This window comes from Collimonas rhizosphaerae (genome assembly GCF_038896935.1).
GTDB lineage: Bacteria > Pseudomonadota > Gammaproteobacteria > Burkholderiales > Burkholderiaceae_D > Collimonas > Collimonas rhizosphaerae.
Genome location: NZ_JBANDC010000008.1, coordinates 12,903 through 29,822, shown reverse-complemented (window position 1 = coordinate 29,822; position 16,920 = coordinate 12,903). Strand labels below are relative to the sequence as shown.

At 59.7% G+C, this 16,920-nt stretch carries 9 protein-coding genes; 8 read left to right on the top strand and 1 reads right to left on the bottom strand.

From position 1 onward, the window contains the following. The first annotated feature begins 1 nt into the window (after position 1). The 3 genes from tssM to V8G57_RS12765 are packed head-to-tail and all read left to right on the top strand — an operon-like array spanning position 2 to position 5,682. Positions 2-3,913 (top strand): type VI secretion system membrane subunit TssM, encoded by a 3,912-nt coding sequence (gene tssM, locus V8G57_RS12775; RefSeq protein ID WP_342829717.1) that lies wholly within the window; start codon positions 2-4, stop codon positions 3,911-3,913. After that, positions 3,910-4,896 (top strand): type VI secretion system-associated protein TagF, encoded by a 987-nt coding sequence (gene tagF / locus V8G57_RS12770; protein ID WP_342829716.1) that lies wholly within the window; start codon positions 3,910-3,912, stop codon positions 4,894-4,896. Before tssM ends, tagF begins: the two co-directional genes overlap by 4 nt. Before the next feature lie 3 nt (positions 4,897-4,899). Then, on the top strand, positions 4,900-5,682 hold the full coding sequence (locus V8G57_RS12765) for an OmpA family protein (protein ID WP_342829715.1): 783 nt from the start codon (positions 4,900-4,902) through the stop codon (positions 5,680-5,682). A 15-nt stretch (positions 5,683-5,697) separates the two neighbouring features. On the opposite strand, the gene tssA is transcribed toward V8G57_RS12765, so the two are convergent. Beyond that, positions 5,698-6,789, bottom strand: coding sequence for a type VI secretion system protein TssA (tssA, locus tag V8G57_RS12760; protein ID WP_342829714.1), 1,092 nt, complete (start codon positions 6,787-6,789; stop codon positions 5,698-5,700). Between the two features lie 395 nt (positions 6,790-7,184). Here tssA and V8G57_RS12755 point away from each other — a divergent pair, with 395 nt between their 5' ends. The 5 genes from V8G57_RS12755 to V8G57_RS12735 all read left to right on the top strand — a co-directional run bounded on the left by V8G57_RS12755 (position 7,185) and on the right by V8G57_RS12735 (position 16,867). Continuing rightward, positions 7,185-7,688: a hypothetical protein gene (locus V8G57_RS12755; protein WP_342829713.1), complete on the top strand. Its 504-nt coding sequence runs from the start codon at positions 7,185-7,187 to the stop codon at positions 7,686-7,688. Between the two features lie 294 nt (positions 7,689-7,982). After that, positions 7,983-10,226 carry a type VI secretion system Vgr family protein gene (locus tag V8G57_RS12750; RefSeq protein WP_342829712.1) on the top strand — a complete coding sequence of 748 codons (2,244 nt, stop codon included), beginning with the start codon at positions 7,983-7,985 and terminating at the stop codon, positions 10,224-10,226. A 23-nt stretch (positions 10,227-10,249) separates the two neighbouring features. After that, positions 10,250-11,878, top strand: coding sequence for a tetratricopeptide repeat protein (locus V8G57_RS12745; RefSeq protein ID WP_342829711.1), 1,629 nt, complete (start codon positions 10,250-10,252; stop codon positions 11,876-11,878). Between the two features lie 13 nt (positions 11,879-11,891). Next, entirely contained in the window at positions 11,892-16,481 is a 4,590-nt protein-coding gene (locus tag V8G57_RS12740; RefSeq protein WP_342829710.1) for an RHS repeat-associated core domain-containing protein, read from the top strand. A gap of 2 nt (positions 16,482-16,483) precedes the next feature. Further along, a complete protein-coding gene (locus tag V8G57_RS12735; RefSeq protein WP_342829709.1) occupies positions 16,484-16,867 on the top strand; it encodes an SMI1/KNR4 family protein in 384 nt (127 codons plus the stop codon). The last annotated feature ends 53 nt before the right edge of the window (positions 16,868-16,920 follow it).

Genomic DNA, 16,920 nt, shown 5'->3' with positions numbered 1-16,920 from the left:
TATGCAACGAATTTGGCAATTCCTGACGAATACACGAACCTTGATGGTGGTCGGTTTTGTGGCGCTGGCCTGCTTTCTCTTTCTCGCCGCGGATGCTTTGCAAATCGATGGCATCTGGGTCGTGGTTTTCCTGGTTGCGATCCTGCTGATATGGGGACTGGTCGTGCTGTACCGCAAGCAGCGCACCAAGACAGCGTCGCAAAATTTCAGCTCCATGCTGGAAGGCCAGGCCGAGAAGGGCAGCGACAAGACCAGCGCTGTCGGCCGCGATGAAACCGAAACCATCCGCAAGCGGATGCTGGAAGCGATTTCGACCATCAAGAATTCCAAGCTTGGCGAAAAGTCCGGCGCTACTGCTTTATATGAACTGCCGTGGTACATGATCATCGGCAATCCGGCCGCCGGCAAAAGCACCGCGGTCGCCAATTCCGGCCTGCAGTTTCCGCTGGCTGACAAGAACAGCAATATAGTGCAGGGCGTGGGCGGCACCCGCAATTGCGACTGGTTCTTCACTACCGACGGCATCCTGCTGGATACCGCAGGGCGCTATTCGGTGCATGAAGAAGACCGTGCAGAGTGGTTCAGTTTCCTCGGCCTGCTGAAAAAGCACCGCAGCCGCGCGCCGATCAACGGCATCATCATCGCCGTCAGCGTCGCCGAGCTGGCGGGCAACCGGCCGGAGTTCGGCATCAACCTCGCCAAGAACCTGCGCCAGCGCGTGCAGGAACTGACGGAAAAGCTGGAAGTGTTTGCGCCGGTGTATGTCATGTTTACCAAGGCCGACCTGATCACCGGCTTCACCGAATTCTTCGTCGACATGGACCGCGGCGAAAAAGACCGGGTCTGGGGCGCAACCTTGCCTTACAGCAGGAAGACCAGCAGCCAGGATGTGCTGGCGTATTTCGACGAACGCTTCGACGAGCTGTTCGAAGGCCTCAAGGAAATCAGCCTGGCCAACATGGCCTTGAGCCGCGGCGATCGTTTGCCGCCTGGCGTGCTGACTTTCCCGCTCGAGTTCGCCGCGGTAAAGAGTTCCCTGCGCGCGTTCATCGCCACCCTGTTTGAAGAAAATCCGTTCCAGTTCAAGCCGGTATTCCGCGGTTTCTATTTCACCAGCGCCTTGCAGGAAGGCAGCGGACTCAGCACTTCGTCGGAACGGATCGCCGAGCGTTTCGACCTCAAGCTGCAAGCGCTGGAGCGGCCGGAGATCCATTCCAAGCACGGTTTCTTCCTGCTCAACCTGTTCCGTAAAGTCATCTTTGCCGACAAGGACCTGGTTTCGCAATACGCCAGCCGCCACAAGACGCGCTTGCGCTACACCATGTTTTTCGCCGCCACTGCCTTCGTCGGCCTGGCTTTGGCCGGCTGGAGCTGGTCCTACATCGGCAACCGCCAGCTGACCGCCAATGTCCAGGCGGACCTGGACAAGGCCATCAAGCTGCAGGAAAAACGGCTGGACCTGCAATCGCGCTTTGAAGCGATGGAGATCCTGCAAGACCGTATCGAGCAACTGCAGAAATACGATAACCGCCGGCCTTTGTCGCTCGGTTTCGGCCTGTACCAGGGGGAATTGCTGGAGCAGAAACTGCGTGAGGAATACTTCGCGGGCATCAAGGACATCATGCTCAAGCCGGTGACCGCGAATATCGAATCCTTCCTGTCTGAAATGAATGCCCACGCAGGTTCGCTGGAACCGATGTCGCGTCCGGTGCAGCTGGCCGGCGCCGCCCAGCCGGCTGCGGGCGCTGCAGCAGCAAGCGCGGCGGCAGCCGCCGCTCCGGCCGCCAACGCCGGCAGCACCCAGCAATACAAGGATTCGTCGCCGACCAATGTGGAAGACGGCTACAACGCCTTGAAGACTTACCTGATGCTGAGCGACCGCTCGCGCGCCGAGTCCAGCCACCTGAATGACCAGCTGACCCGTTTCTGGCGCGGCTGGCTGGAAAGCAACCGCGGCAACATGACGCGCGAACAGATGATCCGCAGCGCCGAACGCCTGATGAGTTTTTACCTGTCGCAAGTCAACGATCCGTCCTGGCCTACGATTGAAAGCAAGCTGACCCTGGTCGACCAATCGCGCGACAACCTGCGCCGCGTAGTGCGCGGCATGGCGGCCCGCGACCGGGTCTATGCGGACATCAAGGCGCGCGCCTCGACGCGCTTCCCGTCGATTACGGTGGCGAGCATCGTCGGCGACCTGGACAAGGAACTGATTGTCGGCAGCTATGCGATCCCGGGCACATTCACCCGCGACGCCTGGGAAAAATTTGTCCAGGGCGCGTTCAAGGAAGCCGCCAATAAAGAACTGCAAAGCGCCGACTGGGTGCTGAAAACCGCCTCCAGCGACGACCTGACGCTGGAAGGCAGCCCGGAGCAGATCCAGAAAGCCCTGGTTACCCAATACAAGACCGAGTACGCCAAGGAATGGCAGAAGTTCATGCAGGGCGCCAACATCGCCGACCTCGGCGGGTTTGACAACGCGGTCAAGGCGATGAACCGTTTCGGCGATCCGTCCACTTCGCCGATCAACAAGTTCGTCAGCGCGGTCTACCAGCAGACATCCTGGGACAATCCGTCGCTGCTGAACACCGGCCTGGGGCGCGCGCAAAGCGGCTTCATCGCCTGGTTCAAGCAAACCATCCTACGCCAGGCGCCGTCGGGAGTGAACGTCAACGTCAACCTGAACGCCAATACCGATCCAACCGCCGCGCCCATGGGCCCGGTCGGCAAGGAGTTCGCCGGCGTCGCGCGCCTGGTGACGGCCAAGGACAAAGACGCCACGCTGATGCGCGGCTACATGGAAAGCCTGTCGAAACTGCGTACCCGCTTCAACCAGATCAAGAACCAGGGCGATACCGGCCCCGGCGCCAACCAGCTGATGCAGCAGACCCTGAACGGCAGCGGATCGGAATTGGCCGACGCGCTCAAGTATGTCGACGAACAGATGCTGGTCGGCATGAGCGATACGCAGAAACAGGCGATCCGTCCGATCCTGGTGCGGCCGCTGATCCAGGCTTTCGCCGTCACCATCAAGCCGACCGAGGCGGAGATGAACCGCACCTGGCTGGCGCAGGTTTATTCTCCGTTCGAGAAAACCCTGGGCGAAAAATATCCGTTTGCCGCCAATTCGAAAATCGAAGCGACCAGCGCCGAGATCGGCCAGACATTCGGCCCGGACGGCAGCATCGCCAAGTTCGTCAATTCCTCGATGGGGCCGCTGGTGGTGCGCCGCGGCGATACGCTGGCTGCCAAGACCTGGGCCGACATGGGCATCACGCTGTCGCCTACCATGGTGTCGAGTTTCGCACGCTGGGTAGCGCCGCTGGGCGCCAGCAGCGCAGCAGCCGGCGGCAGCGCCGGCGGAGCGGATGCGCAAACCGTGTTCCAGATCCAGGCGCTGCCGGCTGGCGGCACCACGGAATACACCATCGAAATCGATGGCCAGCAGCTGCGTTACCGCAATACCCAGGCGCAATGGACCAACTTCGTGTGGCCTAATCCGCAAGGCGTGGCCGGCGCCCGCATCACGGCCGTCACCTTCGACGGACGTACCGTTGAAATCGCCAACCAGCCTGGCCGTTTCGGGCTTGAGCGCCTGATCAACACGGCGGTGCGCAAGCGCAAGGACGGTAACTTCGAATTGAGCTGGACCAATGAAAACATCACGGTGCCGATCAACCTGAAGATCATCAGCAGCCCGCAAGTCAGCGCCAAGTCGCCTGACGGCGGCGCCCAGCAAGGCCAGGGTTTCCGCGGCATGAGATTGCCGGAAACCATTGTCGGCACGGCGGCGAGTCCGGTCAGCACTCCGGCGGCGGCGCCTGCGGCCGGCACATCGGCCGCTGGTACGCCGGCTGCCGCGCCTGGCGCAACGCCGGTTGCTGCAGCCAGTGCAGGAGGGACCGCACAATGAGCGTAGGAGAAAAATTGGCTAACATCGGCTATTTCGGCAAGATCCCCAGCCGCGGCGATTTCATCAAGGCTACCGACAACATGCCGCTGGTGTCGATCCTCGATGACTGGCTGGCGCAGGCAATGGACCTGCTGTCTGCCGAGCCGCGCTGGAAAATCGCCTACGACGCCGTCAGTCCGCTGCACTTTGCTTTCATCGGCCCGCGCAGCAGGCGCGCCATCGCCGGCCACCTGATTGCCAGCAACGACCAGGCTAACCGCCGTTTTCCATTCCTTGCCGTCAGCACCATGGAAATCGACGAGCCGCAGGATTTTACGGCGAAGAGCCCGATGGCGTTTTCGCGCCTGTGGAACCGGCTGGAAACCCAGGCTTCCGAAGTGATAGCCGCTACCGATCCGGCGATTTCCCTACAGAACCTGACCGCCACCGGCATTCCCTTGCAGCTGGGCAGCGGCGCCTACCACGCGGCTTTCACCGACTTCATGGAAATCCAGACCATAGGCGGGCTGGAAAACATGCTGCACAGCGCCGGTTTCAAGGGCTCCTTGCGGCACCTGGTCCTGGCGCTGGGCATCTTGCTGCAGCCGGTGATGGCGAGTTCGTCGTCGCGCCTGGAAAAGAGCCTGGTGATGCCGTTGCCGGTCGATCCCATGTATCGCAACCTGGTGGCGTCCTACTGGCTGCACCTGATTACGCCATTCCTGCTGCGCGGCAATTTCGAGCTGGCCACTTTTGTTACCAGGATCAACGACCGGCCATCCATGGTGATCGGCTTCAGCGGCGCTTCGCCGCGCACCTTGCAAGCCATCATGGATCCCCAGGTCGCGCTCGAGCACCACATTTCTTTCGAGGACGCCAGCTGGGTCGAAGAACAGGTCAAGTCGGATTACAGCATCACGAAGATCGCCAGCTACCTGGCGCAACCCACCCTATCTTTAAAATCGGCTCATGATTCGTTTCGTGACGCATTTATTGGAGCCTGACGCATGCGTTATCTGAGCATTGCCCTGACATCGTTATTCATGTCGAACCTGGCGCTGGCACAAAATGTCGCGCCGCCCGTGGCTACCCCGAAACCGGGCCAGATCCTGGTCAGCGGCACGGTGCCCGACGAAGCCAGCAAGCAGAGCGCGCTGAGCAAGCTGCAGGAACTGTATGGCGCCGACCGTGTGGTGGACCAGATATCGATCGGTTCGGTGGTGTCGCCGGCCAACTGGAACGGTTATGTGCAGAAGCTGATCAGTCCGAGCCTGAAACAGGTCAGCCGCGGCCAGCTGAAGATCGACGGCAATACCGTCACCATCAACGGCGAAGTCAGCAACGAAGCGCAGCGCCAGCAGATCGCCAGTGAAATCGCCGGCAACCTGAATCCGACTTACACCGTCAAGAACGGCTTGCGGGTTTCTGCTTCGGAGCAAAATATCCTGGACCAGACCCTGGCCAACCGCACCATCGAGTTCGAAAGCGGGCAAGCCACGCTGACGCCTTCCGGCATGCATATCCTGGATGAAATGTCGGCTGCGCTGCTGAAGGTGAAAGACAAGAAAGTGGAAGTCATCGGCCATACCGACAACCAGGGTTTGCGGGCGCGTAACGTTTCGCTGAGCAAGGCGCGCGCCGATGCAGTGAAGGATTACCTGGCGCAGAAGGGCATCAACCCGGACAGCATCGTGACTTCAGGCCAGGGACCGGACCGGCCGATCATGACCAACGACACCGCCGACGGCCGCTCGCGCAACCGCCGTATCGAGTTCCGGGTATCGCAGTAAGCCGGGACGGCGCTTTTAGTTGTTGTCGTTTTGCTGGCTGTCGCCGTGCAGCCCCAGCAGTTCTTCCACGTGGGCCAGCGAGCCTGGATCCTTGATGACCGTGCGCAGCCAGTGGTGCAGCGGCAGGTCGCCCCAGCTGGCGGCCTTGTCCGCCAGGTAGGCGACCGGGCTGTGCGGTTCGGTGCGGCGGAAAAAATCGGCCACATGGCGCAGCTGCGCCAGGGCTTGGGCGCGGTTCTGTATCGGGCCGTTCAGCGTGGTCTGTGCTTGCTCCACCTTGCTTACCTCCTGCTGCACCGTGGGTGCGGTTTGTGTCTCGTTGCTGCCGGCTTTCGGCGCGGCGCCTGTGTTGACTCCGGCTTCCTGTGCGAAGCGGGTGATGACCGCAATCACGTTTTCCAGCGCGTCCTTGGCCGATGAAAATGCCGGTCCATCCTGGCCTACCCGGAAATCGATCGATTTTTCCAATTGCAGCAGCGCTTGCTGGCACAAGTTGGCGTCCGCCAGCAATGTTTCATAAAATTTCGGCGACGATTTGCGTTTTGCCGCTTCGATGTCGGCCAGCTTGACGCCGTCGCTGCTGACGCTCTCGCCGTTGGCCCGGTCCCGTTCTTCACTGGCCGCACGGATGCGCGCCGACTCGAAATCCACGCTGGAAAACGCAGTGCCGCGGCCTTCCGTGATCGGGATCTCGCGGATCAACTGCACTGAGCGCGACAGTAGCCAGCTCAAGTTGCCGACCCGCAATTCCTGGTCGTCATCGTCCGGCACCGGATGCAAGCCTTCCCAATACCTGTCGCTCAGGCCGGCCAGCAACAGGTAGCCGTCGGCCAGGCCGCTGAAATGGCGGATTTTGGCATTGGCCTCCGCCAGCCAGACCGCCAGCCGCAGATCCTTGCTCTGGGTTTCTATCAGCCGCGCGCAATTGTCGACGACGAAACCCCAGTCCGCCTCCTTGAGCTCGGTGACCCATTCGCCCTGGTCCAGCGACGGATCGTCAAAACGCCGGGCGTTGGCGATCGCATCCAGGTCGCTTGAGAAAGACAGGTCGGCGCCGCATGGTGCGGCATCGCTGACGGGATTGAGTAATTGATCGACAGAAAACATAAATGACAAACCCAAATAAAAAGTGGTTCAAGCCGGAAGGCGGCGACGCTCTTGCGAGATATTCATCGGAATTTCCTTGGCACAATCATACCCTAGCGTTTCAAAAAAGGAATCTTAGTTGCACTCCTGATGTCGCGCAAACCAGGCATCGGAGATGCCTGGCGGATATGTCGAAATGTCAAAGGAGATGTTTCCGTAGTAACATGTGTCCTGAATGCATCCCCAAAAAAGCGTCGATATCCCGCATTGGCCACAGTTGATACCTGCTGTGGCGATTGTTATATTTGCAATGGCTGTGCCGTGCCTGCCCAGGTCTTAATATTTTCAGGAAAGTGAGTAAAGCTATGAAGCTTTGGAAAACCAAGTTGGTCTGCAGTGTCGCTTTAACATGTTTGATGGTCCCATTCGCTGCATCTGCTGCTCCTGCCGCTGTGCCGGATACGGCTCAGAAAAGTGCGGCCGACCAGGAAATCCAGGTGCTCAAGGATGTGGCGCAAGCCCGTCCGACCGAAAAAACGCCATGGGTGCGCATGACCCAGATCAAATACGACGCCGGCAGCTATGGCGACGCGGTCGCCTATGCATTGCAGGTATTGCAACGCGATCCGGCCGACAAGTACGCCAAGGGCGTGGTGGCCTTGGGCAGCCTCAAGCTGTCGATCAAGGCCCTGAACGACTTGAGTGCGCAAAGCGACCTGAACGGCGGCGTGCTCAGCGATGCGCAAAACCAGACCAGGTTGCTGCGCGAAAGCCTGGGCGAAACCGTGGTCGACCCGGCCGCAGTGGCCGACACCAAGCCTAAGGCGGCTCGCCCGCTGAAGAAAAAGACGACGCGCGCCGCCAAAGCCGCGACGCCGGATGCCGGCGGCGAGGGCAAGCCTTTCGGTGCTTTGCAGTAAGCCGGGCAAACACCAGATATTGATCTTAAAGTAATGTAAATACCACCGCGGTCCGGCTCAGCACGCCGGACGCCGCCTCGCCGCCGCTGTCACTCGCTGGCAACCCCAGCGCTGTAAATTATTCAGACACGGCGCCGCGACCACCTTAAATACCGATATAATTTCAGATCGGCAATATTTCTTTTGCGTAATTGTTCGCGGTTATCACAGGCAAAGCCGACGTCCTTATCCAGGATCGCGGCTTAAATAGCAGCTCTATGCAAAGCCATTCCTTCTGCAAAACGGAGAGTGCCAATGTATCCAAACCCTTCTGCAATGCTGGCCCGGGTAGGCCGCTTCAACCAGGACCGGCGTCTGGTCCGTATCAAGACACCGCTCGATGCCGATCTGCTGCTGGTGCACCGGATGTACGGCAGCGAAGCCTTGTCCAAGCCGTTCCAATTGACCCTTGAATTGCTGTCGCCCTACGACCAGCTTGAACTCAAGCAGCTGGTCGGGCAGCCGGTGCTGCTGACCATGCTGACCGCAGCCGATGAGCGCCATTTCCACGGTTTTGTCCAGGAGTTCAGCCGTACCGGCAGCGACGGCGGGCTGGCCACTTACCAGGCGCAGCTGGCGCCGTGGTTTTCCTTCCTCGACTATGCCAGCAACTGCCGCGTGTTCCAGGACCTGTCGGTGCTGGAAATCACACAGGAAGTATTCAGCAAGTACGGCCAGCTGGCCGACTACCGTGTCGACCTGGTCTCCGGCCGTTATCCGAAACTGCCGTACTGCGTGCAGTACAACGAATCCGATTTCACCTTCGTCTCGCGCCTGCTGGAGGACGCCGGCATCTACTACAGCTTCGAGCACAGCGAGAGCGGCCACAAGCTGGTGCTGGCCGACGATTCGACCCAGTGCCAGCCGCTGGCAGGCGACGCCACGGTGCGTTTCCAGCCCAACCAGGAATTGCAGGCCAGCGACGTGCTGGACGACTGGCGGCCGCGGCGCCGGGTCGGGCCTTCCGTGCACAGCATCAAGAGTTTCGATTTCAAGCAGCCGCGCAATCCGCTCGCGGTCGAACTGAAGAACGATGCTCCGCGCGGCACCTTGCCCCAATTCGAGCGCTATGCTTACGACGGCGCGGCCAGCTACGGCAACAGCTCGGTCGGCGAGCAGCTGACCGCGGTGCGCGCCGAGGAAGCCGGCTGGCAGACCAAGCTGTTTGAAGGCGCCGGCACTACCCGGGAGCTGGTGGCCGGCCGCTATTTCGACCTGGCCGGCCATTTCGAGCACGAAGGGGACGATCCGACCGAACACCGTTTCATGGCGCTGCGGGTCAGCCACGACGCCCGCAACAATTTTTCCAGCGATTTCGGCGAAGCCCAGGATTGCATGTACCGGGTCGAGGTCAGCGCCCTGCGCCGCAAGATTCCCTACCGGCCCTTGCGCGACACCGCCAGGCCGCGCATGCCGGGGCCGCAGACGGCGACCGTGGTGGGACCGAAAGGCGAGGAGATCTGGCACGACAAATTCGGCCGCGTCAAGTTGCAGTTCCACTGGGACCGGCTGGGCCAGTTCAATGACCAGAGCTCTTGCTGGGTGCGGGTCGCCAGCCCCTGGGCCGGCAGCGGCATGGGCGGCGTCTCGGCGCCGCGCGTGGGGCAGGAAGTGGTGGTCGATTTCCTCGACGGCAATCCGGACCGGCCCATCATCACCGGCCGTGTCTACAACGCCGACAACATGCCGCCGTTCGGCCAGGAAGTGAGCGGCATGCGCTCCAAGACCGTGCGCGGCGGCGGCTTCAACGAAGTCACCATGCACGACACCGGCGGCAGCGAACTGCTCAACATGCATGCCCAGCGCGACATGGCGGTGACGGTGCTGAACGACCATAACAGCACCGTCAACAACAACAAGGCGACCAAGGTTGCCGTTAACCACAGCCTGAATGTCGGCGCCAACCAGGATATCTCGGTGGGCGGCAACCGCGGCGCCACGGTGGCCGGCAACGATACCCGCACCGTCACCGGCACGTCCACCGCCACCGTTACCGGCGCTGTGACGCAGACCTACCAGGCCGGCCAGAAACGGACCATTACCGCTGCGGGTTATAACGAAAACATCACCGGCGATTACGGCAGCAGCCTGGTCGGCAACTATAGCGGCAGCACCAGCGGCAATTGGAAAAGGGATATCACCGGTACGCTCACCCATACCGTTATCGGGGCGGTCAGCGATACCATGCACGCCGGCCGCGAAGTGAGCGTGACCGGCACCGACAAGCGCACGGTCGCCGGTCCGGTGGAAGACGGCAACACGGGCCCGCGCCTGCTGTCGGTGACCGGCAACATGCAGCACGAAGTGTCCGGCACCCACACGGTGTATTCCGGCTCCGACCAGACCATTGCTTCCGGCAGCAAGGTCGACCTTGTCGTCGGCGGCGCCGGCATCAGCATCGACGCCGGCGAAATCACCATCACGGCAGGCGGCTCGATCATCAAGATCAACGGCGGCGGCGTGTCGATCAACGGCAGCAAGATCAACCTGAACAGCTAAGACCTTACCGAAAGGACGCCAGCATGGCGAAGAATCCTGTCGAAAAGCGCGTCGACACCCTGCGCAACCTGTGGCTGGAACACACCGACGATCCGCAAATGCGGGTGCTGGTGTGGCGCATCCCGGGCAATGCCGACCGCATGCTGCAAGCGTTTTTCGAGATGCAGCAACATCCTGGCGACTGGACCACGCCGGACCTGTTCCTGCGCTTCGATGCGCCGTTTGACACTGGCTTTGGCTACAGCCGCGCATTGCGCCAGGCCCTGGCCGACAGCTATATCGACAGCAAGGACAGCCTGCGTGAGCAAGGCGTGGCGGCAGACTGGCCATTCACCCAGTTGCCTCATCACGATTCGGCATCCGGGACCATGGCCGTGCTGGCTTCATTCGCGCAGCATCACCAGGCGCAGCTAGCGCATTTGCGCTACGTGAACGCGGTGCTGGCGCCGAATGGCGTGGCCAGCCAGGACGCCTGGGAAGCCTGGCTGGATGCCGCGCTGCATAGTCCCGGCCTGGCGTCGGATGCGAGCCGAGTACGGCTGACGCTGGTCGACACCTTGTCCGATCGCCGCTGGCAGGCGCTGGCGCAGCGCCATGGCGCCCGTGTCCGCGTAGTGGAAGCGCCGATCGACATGTTCGACATCGCCCGCGAAACGGTGGCGCAAGCTGGCGGTTCAGGACCGACGGTGGCTTACCGCCAGTTGCTCACCGATGTCATCACCCTGGTCGAGAAAGGCAGCGCGGCGCAGACAGCGGCGCGCGCCGAAAAAGCCATGCAGATCGCGCAGCGCGAGCAATGGCCGGATCAGCAGGTAGTGCTGCAGATGGCGGTGGCCGGCGCCTATGTAAAAGAAAAGAACTATGCCGACGCCATCAAGCGCTATCGCGACGCCCGCACATGCGCCATCCAGGCGGAGCAGGACCAACACCCGATGGCGGCCGATCTGATCATGCAGACCTGGTTCGGCGAAGCCGGCGTATGGCTGGTCGCGAAGCAGCCTGAAAAAGCGGCGCAAGCCTACCGCAGCGCCGCGGAACAGGCGCAGCGCGTACCCAATCCCATGTTTGAAATCGAAGGTTTCCGCATGGCCGGCTACTGTTATGCGCAAGCCCGGCAGGAAAAACCGGCGCGCGATCACGGCGCCCTGGCATTGCGCGCCGCAAAATCCATCGACCCGGCCGAGCGTCAGCTCACCACCATGGCGCTGGCTTTGCAGGACCTGCTGCGGCTGCAAGACCCGGGACGCACCGAAAAGCTGGAGCGCTGCGCGGCCGATTACCAAGCCGCCGTCGCCGCAGCGCACCTGCAAGCCGAACAGCAGGCCGGCAAGCTTGGCGCACAGCCTTCGCCGGCCGACCTGGAAAAAATCGAAAGCACCATGCACGCGCGTTTCGAAAGCGGTTTCCAGCGCCAGCGCCAGGAACGCGAACACCTGATCGCAGGCGGCGACGAATTTTTCCGCAAAGTGGTGGCGCTGGCGCGCGAGCTGCTCAATCCGCTCTGGAATGGCCTGCCCGAGGTCAAGCATCCGCTCGACAAGGATGTGCCGGAATGGAGCGAGCCGCCGCAATTCACCAAGCTGCCCGATCCATCGGGTCTGATCAATGATGCCGCTCCAGTACAACCGAGCGCCTCTGCAGTGACAGCTTGAGGAAGACAGGTCCATGACTAACGCCGCCAAGCATTTCGATCCGCAAATCGGGATCGACATCCACATGTACGAACTGGTGCCGGGAACGCCGCCGGTGCCGCTGCCGACCGCGCACATCTCGATGGTGCTCGATCCCTTCGATTACCTGCCATTCATCGGCGCCACGGTGCAGGTAGCCGGCGTCAAGCGCGCCACCGCGGGGACCGGAGGATTGTCGGTGCATATCCCGCTGGCGCTGTGGGTGCCGTTCCTGCGCGCCCCAGGCGGACCGCAGTTCGATGATGAGCTGTTCATGGGCAGCAAGACCGTGCTTGCCGACGATTCGCCGTTCTCGCGCCTGGGCATGCCGGTGCTGGATTGCAGCGTAGTCGGCATGGTGCCGCCGTTCCGCCTGAAAAAGCCATCCAAGCCGCATCTGTCGATGACTTTGCCGACTTCGGTCAACCTGGCGATACCGGATAGCGTGTTTGTCGGCGGGCCGCCGACGATTTCCTTGATGGGGATTGCATCCAAGCTGGGATTTGCAGCCTTGGGCAAAGGTTTGAAGGCTTTACGTCGAACCAAGGGTTTTCAGCGGGTAGGAGAGGCGTTCAAAAAGGCGCGCCAGAAGCTGTTCAAGAATATGGAGCCCGGCTTCCTGAAATGTAAGGTGTTGCGTGCTGAACCGGTCGATATCCGCGATGGCAGCGTCGCGGTTTTCCATGAAGATTTTTCCATACCAGGCCGCCTGCCGTTGATCTGGAGCCGCGGCTACTCCTCGAATAACAGCCATGATGGCATCTGTGGATATGGCTGGCAGACGCCCGCGGATTTTCGATTGGAAATCGAACCGGACGGCATGGTGCTGTTTTTCGCGGCGAGCGGCGCGGCGGTATTTCCTCAATTACCCGAATCCACAGGCTCGAGCCACGCCGTGATGGAATTGGTTGACGGCGCAAAGTTGCATTGGATCAGAAGCGATGATACGGATGAATTACATGTCGTGACCAAAGACGATCTCCGCTACGTCTTCCGCAAACCCGCGCCGAACGTCGCGCCGTTGCGTCAAGCCTTGTACTTGCAGATCGAAAGGATCGAAGATCTGTGCGGCAATCATTGGCACTTTGAACGTGTCGATGGTCATCTGACACGAATCATAGAGAGCGGTATCGGTGAACTTCCTGGCCGTTTTGTCGAAGTGCATGAATACGACGGTAAAATTCATCAGCTCAGCCTGCACGATCCTGGTACCGGACTGAACTATCCGCTGGTGACATACAAGTACCAGAACCGCGATATGGTCGCAGCATTCGACGTGCTTAACGCTGCTCGCACCTTTGATTATGATCATCATCGCTTGGTGCGCCATGCGGACCGCCTCGGCCTCTCCTTCTATTATGCCTATGACGATGAATGGCGCGTTATACGCGCCTGGGGTGAAAACGGCCTGCATGACAGCCGTTTTGCGTACAACACGGTGTTGCGCGAGATTGAAGTCACCGATTCTCTCGGCAATATTTCGTTGATCAAGTTCGACGAAGATAATTTACCTTTGTGCGAAATTGACCCGCTGGGCGGTGTTACGGTATTCGAATACGATGAATTAGGACGGACTACAGCAGTGGTTGATCCTATCGGATCACGTACGGAATTTGAGTATGACGAGCGGGGCAATTTGCTGAAACTGCTGGATGCTGAGGGCAACGCGACCGTCATGGTGTTCGATGACGCTAATCGTATTACCGAAGTGGTCGACCCGCTTGGCAAGCACTGGCGCCGCAGCTGGAGCGAAAACGGTTTGTTGCTCGAACAAAGTACGGCAATGGGCGCGCGTTCGCATTTTACTTACGATGCTTACGGTCAGCTGCTTACCTTGGTGAATCCGCGCGGCGCTGTTACGGCGTTGGCGTTTGACCGTTACGGGAATCTTTCTCATTTGACAGATGCGCTCGGCCGTCTTAGCTATTTCGAGCACGATGCCCTTGGATATCTGAAGCGTATTACAGATCCTGTCGGCGGCGTTACCGAATATCGCTACGATGCCAAAGGACGTTTGTTGCAGACACTTGATGCGGATGGCGCGAGCTCCTTTTGCGACTATGACGCGGAGGACCAGTTGGTCAGCTACACTTCCCAGGACGGCGCGAGAACCATTCTGGACTATGCTGGCACGGGCAGGCTCGCAAAGCGCCTGCATGCAGACGGCCAGACTGTCGAGTATTTGTATGACACTGAGCAGCAATTGGTTGGAGTGGTAAATCAGCGCAAGGAAACTTACCGGCTCAAGCGCGATGCTTTGGGCCGTATTGTAGAAGAGAGCGATTATTGGGAGCAGTCGCGTCAATATCGCTACGACGCCAGGGGCGCTTTGTTGAGTAGTTGCGATCCTTTGGGGCGGACGATCAGTTACGCCACTGACCGATTGGGTCGGATTACCAGGAAAACGCTGCCGGATAACGATGATCTCGCGCGGCAAATGCAGGAAACGTATAGCTACGACAGGAATGGCGCTTTGATCGAGATGCGCAATCCATATCGCCACGTACTGCGTAAATTCGATGCCGACGGCAATCTGAGTGAAGAAAGCCAGGATGGTTTCAAGATCGAGAATCGCTATGATGAAGTCGGCAATCGCTTATCGCGGCAAACTAGCGCCGGCAATAATGTCGTTTGCACCTTCGATTTGTGCGATCAGGTGGCAAGCGTGGCCATCAACTCGGAGCCCCCTATCCTGATTGAACGCGACGCTCTTGGACGCGCTACGAAAGAATACCTGAGCAGCAAGGTCCAGCGTCATCTCAGCTACAACGCGGCCGGCCATTTGAGCGCTCAAACGGTGTTGCGCGACCAGATGCCGCTGTTCGATACCAGTTACGATTACGACCATGCCGGCAACCAGACGCGACGCAGCGACAGCGACCACGGCAGCAGCCTGTATCAATATGACCCGCTAGGCAATCTCTTGCAACATACCGATCCTGCCGGTCGCGTCACGAAATTCCTCTGCGATCCGGCGGGTGATAGCTTGCGTACGCAGATCCGGGAAATCGCAATGCGGCAGGCTGCGGGTGCTGAAAATCAGGCAGAGATAACCTGGAGCCGCGAAGGTGATCACGAGGGACGGCATTATGTATTCGACCGCGTCGGCAACCTGATACGACGCGAAACTGGTTCGGCTGCACCTAGTACCGTATCCCTGCAACTGCGCTGGGATGCTAACCAGCGCTTGATCGAAAGCCGCAATGGCGGCCAGTCGACCCGCTATGGCTATGATCCGCTAGGGCGCCGGGTGTTCAAGCGTAATCAAAACCACACCACCTGGTTCTTCTGGGATGGCGACGCCCTATTGGGAGAAGTCCGGCAGTCTGACGATACCGGCAACTTCGCGGATATATGGTCAGCCGGAAACGTTGCAGATTTTATGGCTGCGCGCCGCCGCCTGAATGCTCTGAAGGAAATGCATAGCCAGGTAAGAGAGTTTGTTTATTATCCTGCCACGTTTGTGCCGTTCGCATTGATTGATCGTCCGGCTAAAGAGAGTACGGCGAGCGGCATTGGTGCAGCGGCAGAGAAAAATATGTCCGGTGCTGCTGCGCGTGCACCTGAAACTTTGAAGGCAGGTGCGCCCGCCGCCGGCGGTTTGGGAGGCTTAGGCAGCGTAAAGCTCGGCGTTTTAGACGGTCCCGTATCGCCAGCGCATGAAAACCGGATCTTGGCCAGCCTCGGCAGCCGGCAGCAGTTGGACAGCACCGGATTGGGAGCGGGAATACAGCTGGGCGGCAACGCGGGCGCGCCATCGCTTGCGCTCATGCCGGCATCTGGAAACACGCCAGCAATTCCGGAAATGGATGCGGGCGCAACAGGATCGAACGGAAGTGCGGCGGCTGGGCATGTGTTTCACTATCACGTTGATCCCAACGGCTGTCCGACAAGGCTGACGGATGCTGACGGAACAGTGGCGTGGTCGGCCGGCTACACGGCAATGGGAGCGGTGCGGCAGATGCATGCGCAGACCGTGGATAATCCGCTCCGGCTGCAAGGTCAGTATTTTGATACTGAAACCGGTATGCATTACAACCGCTATCGGTATTACGACCCGGATATCGGACAATTTATCGGGCAGGATCCAATAGGGCTGGATGGGGGGATAGCCCTGTATTCCTACGCACCCAATACCTTCGCCTGGATAGACCCGCTTGGCTTGACCATTCGTCCTGGTGGGGCCCAGACGCATGATGTCGGATCTCACAGCGAGCTGAGTCCAGGTGTAAATCGTGCTGCTGGACATACCAATACCTTGCCAGACCTACGCGTTCAGTCACATCATCCTGTCCAGGACGCCTGGGCTAAGGCAAACATTGCAAACTACAACAGTGGTGACGCTCCTACGATATTATTGAGATCTTCCAGCGGTTACGAGCATGCTCAGGTCTCGGCGGCGCAAAGAGCGTGGCGGACACGGTTGTCGGCACTGCCGGGAGGAAAATGGGGATCAACTACGCTCAGAGAAGAAATGAATACCGGTTATAAGCAGCTGATTGACGCCGGTGTTCCCGTTGGCCGAGCACGCAGAGCGATTGCCAGTTCTTACAAATATTTCACTTCTTTAGGATGCCGGATTTAACGATGGATATCACAAATATTATTGCTCTGGGCGCAGCCGTGGCGCCTGCCTCGCAGGTAGAAATAGATCAGATGCGGCAACAGCTTGGACGGCAGATTCCAGCGCAGCTGGAGGATTTTTATCGTAGTACGAATGGTTTTATTACACCGCAAGGGGCGACACTTTACGATACCGCATCCATGCTGGAACGTAACACGACATATGAGATAAGCACCTATTGTCCGGAGTATCTGCTGGTCGGCGACGATAGCGGTGGCCGCGGCTTCCTGATCCGGTCAGAGTCGGACGATTTGGCCATCTACAGTTCTGATCTTGGGGACCTGGGGCCGGAGGATTTCGAACAAGAGGCAACTTCGTTGCAGGACTGGATTTCATCGTTGCGCTAAAGCCTTCTGACCGGAAGGGCTCTAGCGCATTGTTTGAGCGGTTTTCGTAGAGG

Excerpts from the sequence above, each read along its gene's own strand:
- tssM (WP_342829717.1), top strand. The coding sequence starts at position 2 with ATGCAACGAATTTGGCAATTCCTGACGAATACACGAACCTTGATGGTG.
- tagF (WP_342829716.1), top strand. The coding sequence starts at position 3,910 with ATGAGCGTAGGAGAAAAATTGGCTAACATCGGCTATTTCGGCAAGATC.
- V8G57_RS12765 (WP_342829715.1), top strand. The coding sequence starts at position 4,900 with ATGCGTTATCTGAGCATTGCCCTGACATCGTTATTCATGTCGAACCTG.
- tssA (WP_342829714.1), bottom strand. The coding sequence starts at position 6,789 with ATGTTTTCTGTCGATCAATTACTCAATCCCGTCAGCGATGCCGCACCA.
- V8G57_RS12755 (WP_342829713.1), top strand. The coding sequence starts at position 7,185 with ATGGTCCCATTCGCTGCATCTGCTGCTCCTGCCGCTGTGCCGGATACG.
- V8G57_RS12750 (WP_342829712.1), top strand. The coding sequence starts at position 7,983 with ATGTATCCAAACCCTTCTGCAATGCTGGCCCGGGTAGGCCGCTTCAAC.
- V8G57_RS12745 (WP_342829711.1), top strand. The coding sequence starts at position 10,250 with ATGGCGAAGAATCCTGTCGAAAAGCGCGTCGACACCCTGCGCAACCTG.
- V8G57_RS12740 (WP_342829710.1), top strand. The coding sequence starts at position 11,892 with ATGACTAACGCCGCCAAGCATTTCGATCCGCAAATCGGGATCGACATC.
- V8G57_RS12735 (WP_342829709.1), top strand. The coding sequence starts at position 16,484 with ATGGATATCACAAATATTATTGCTCTGGGCGCAGCCGTGGCGCCTGCC.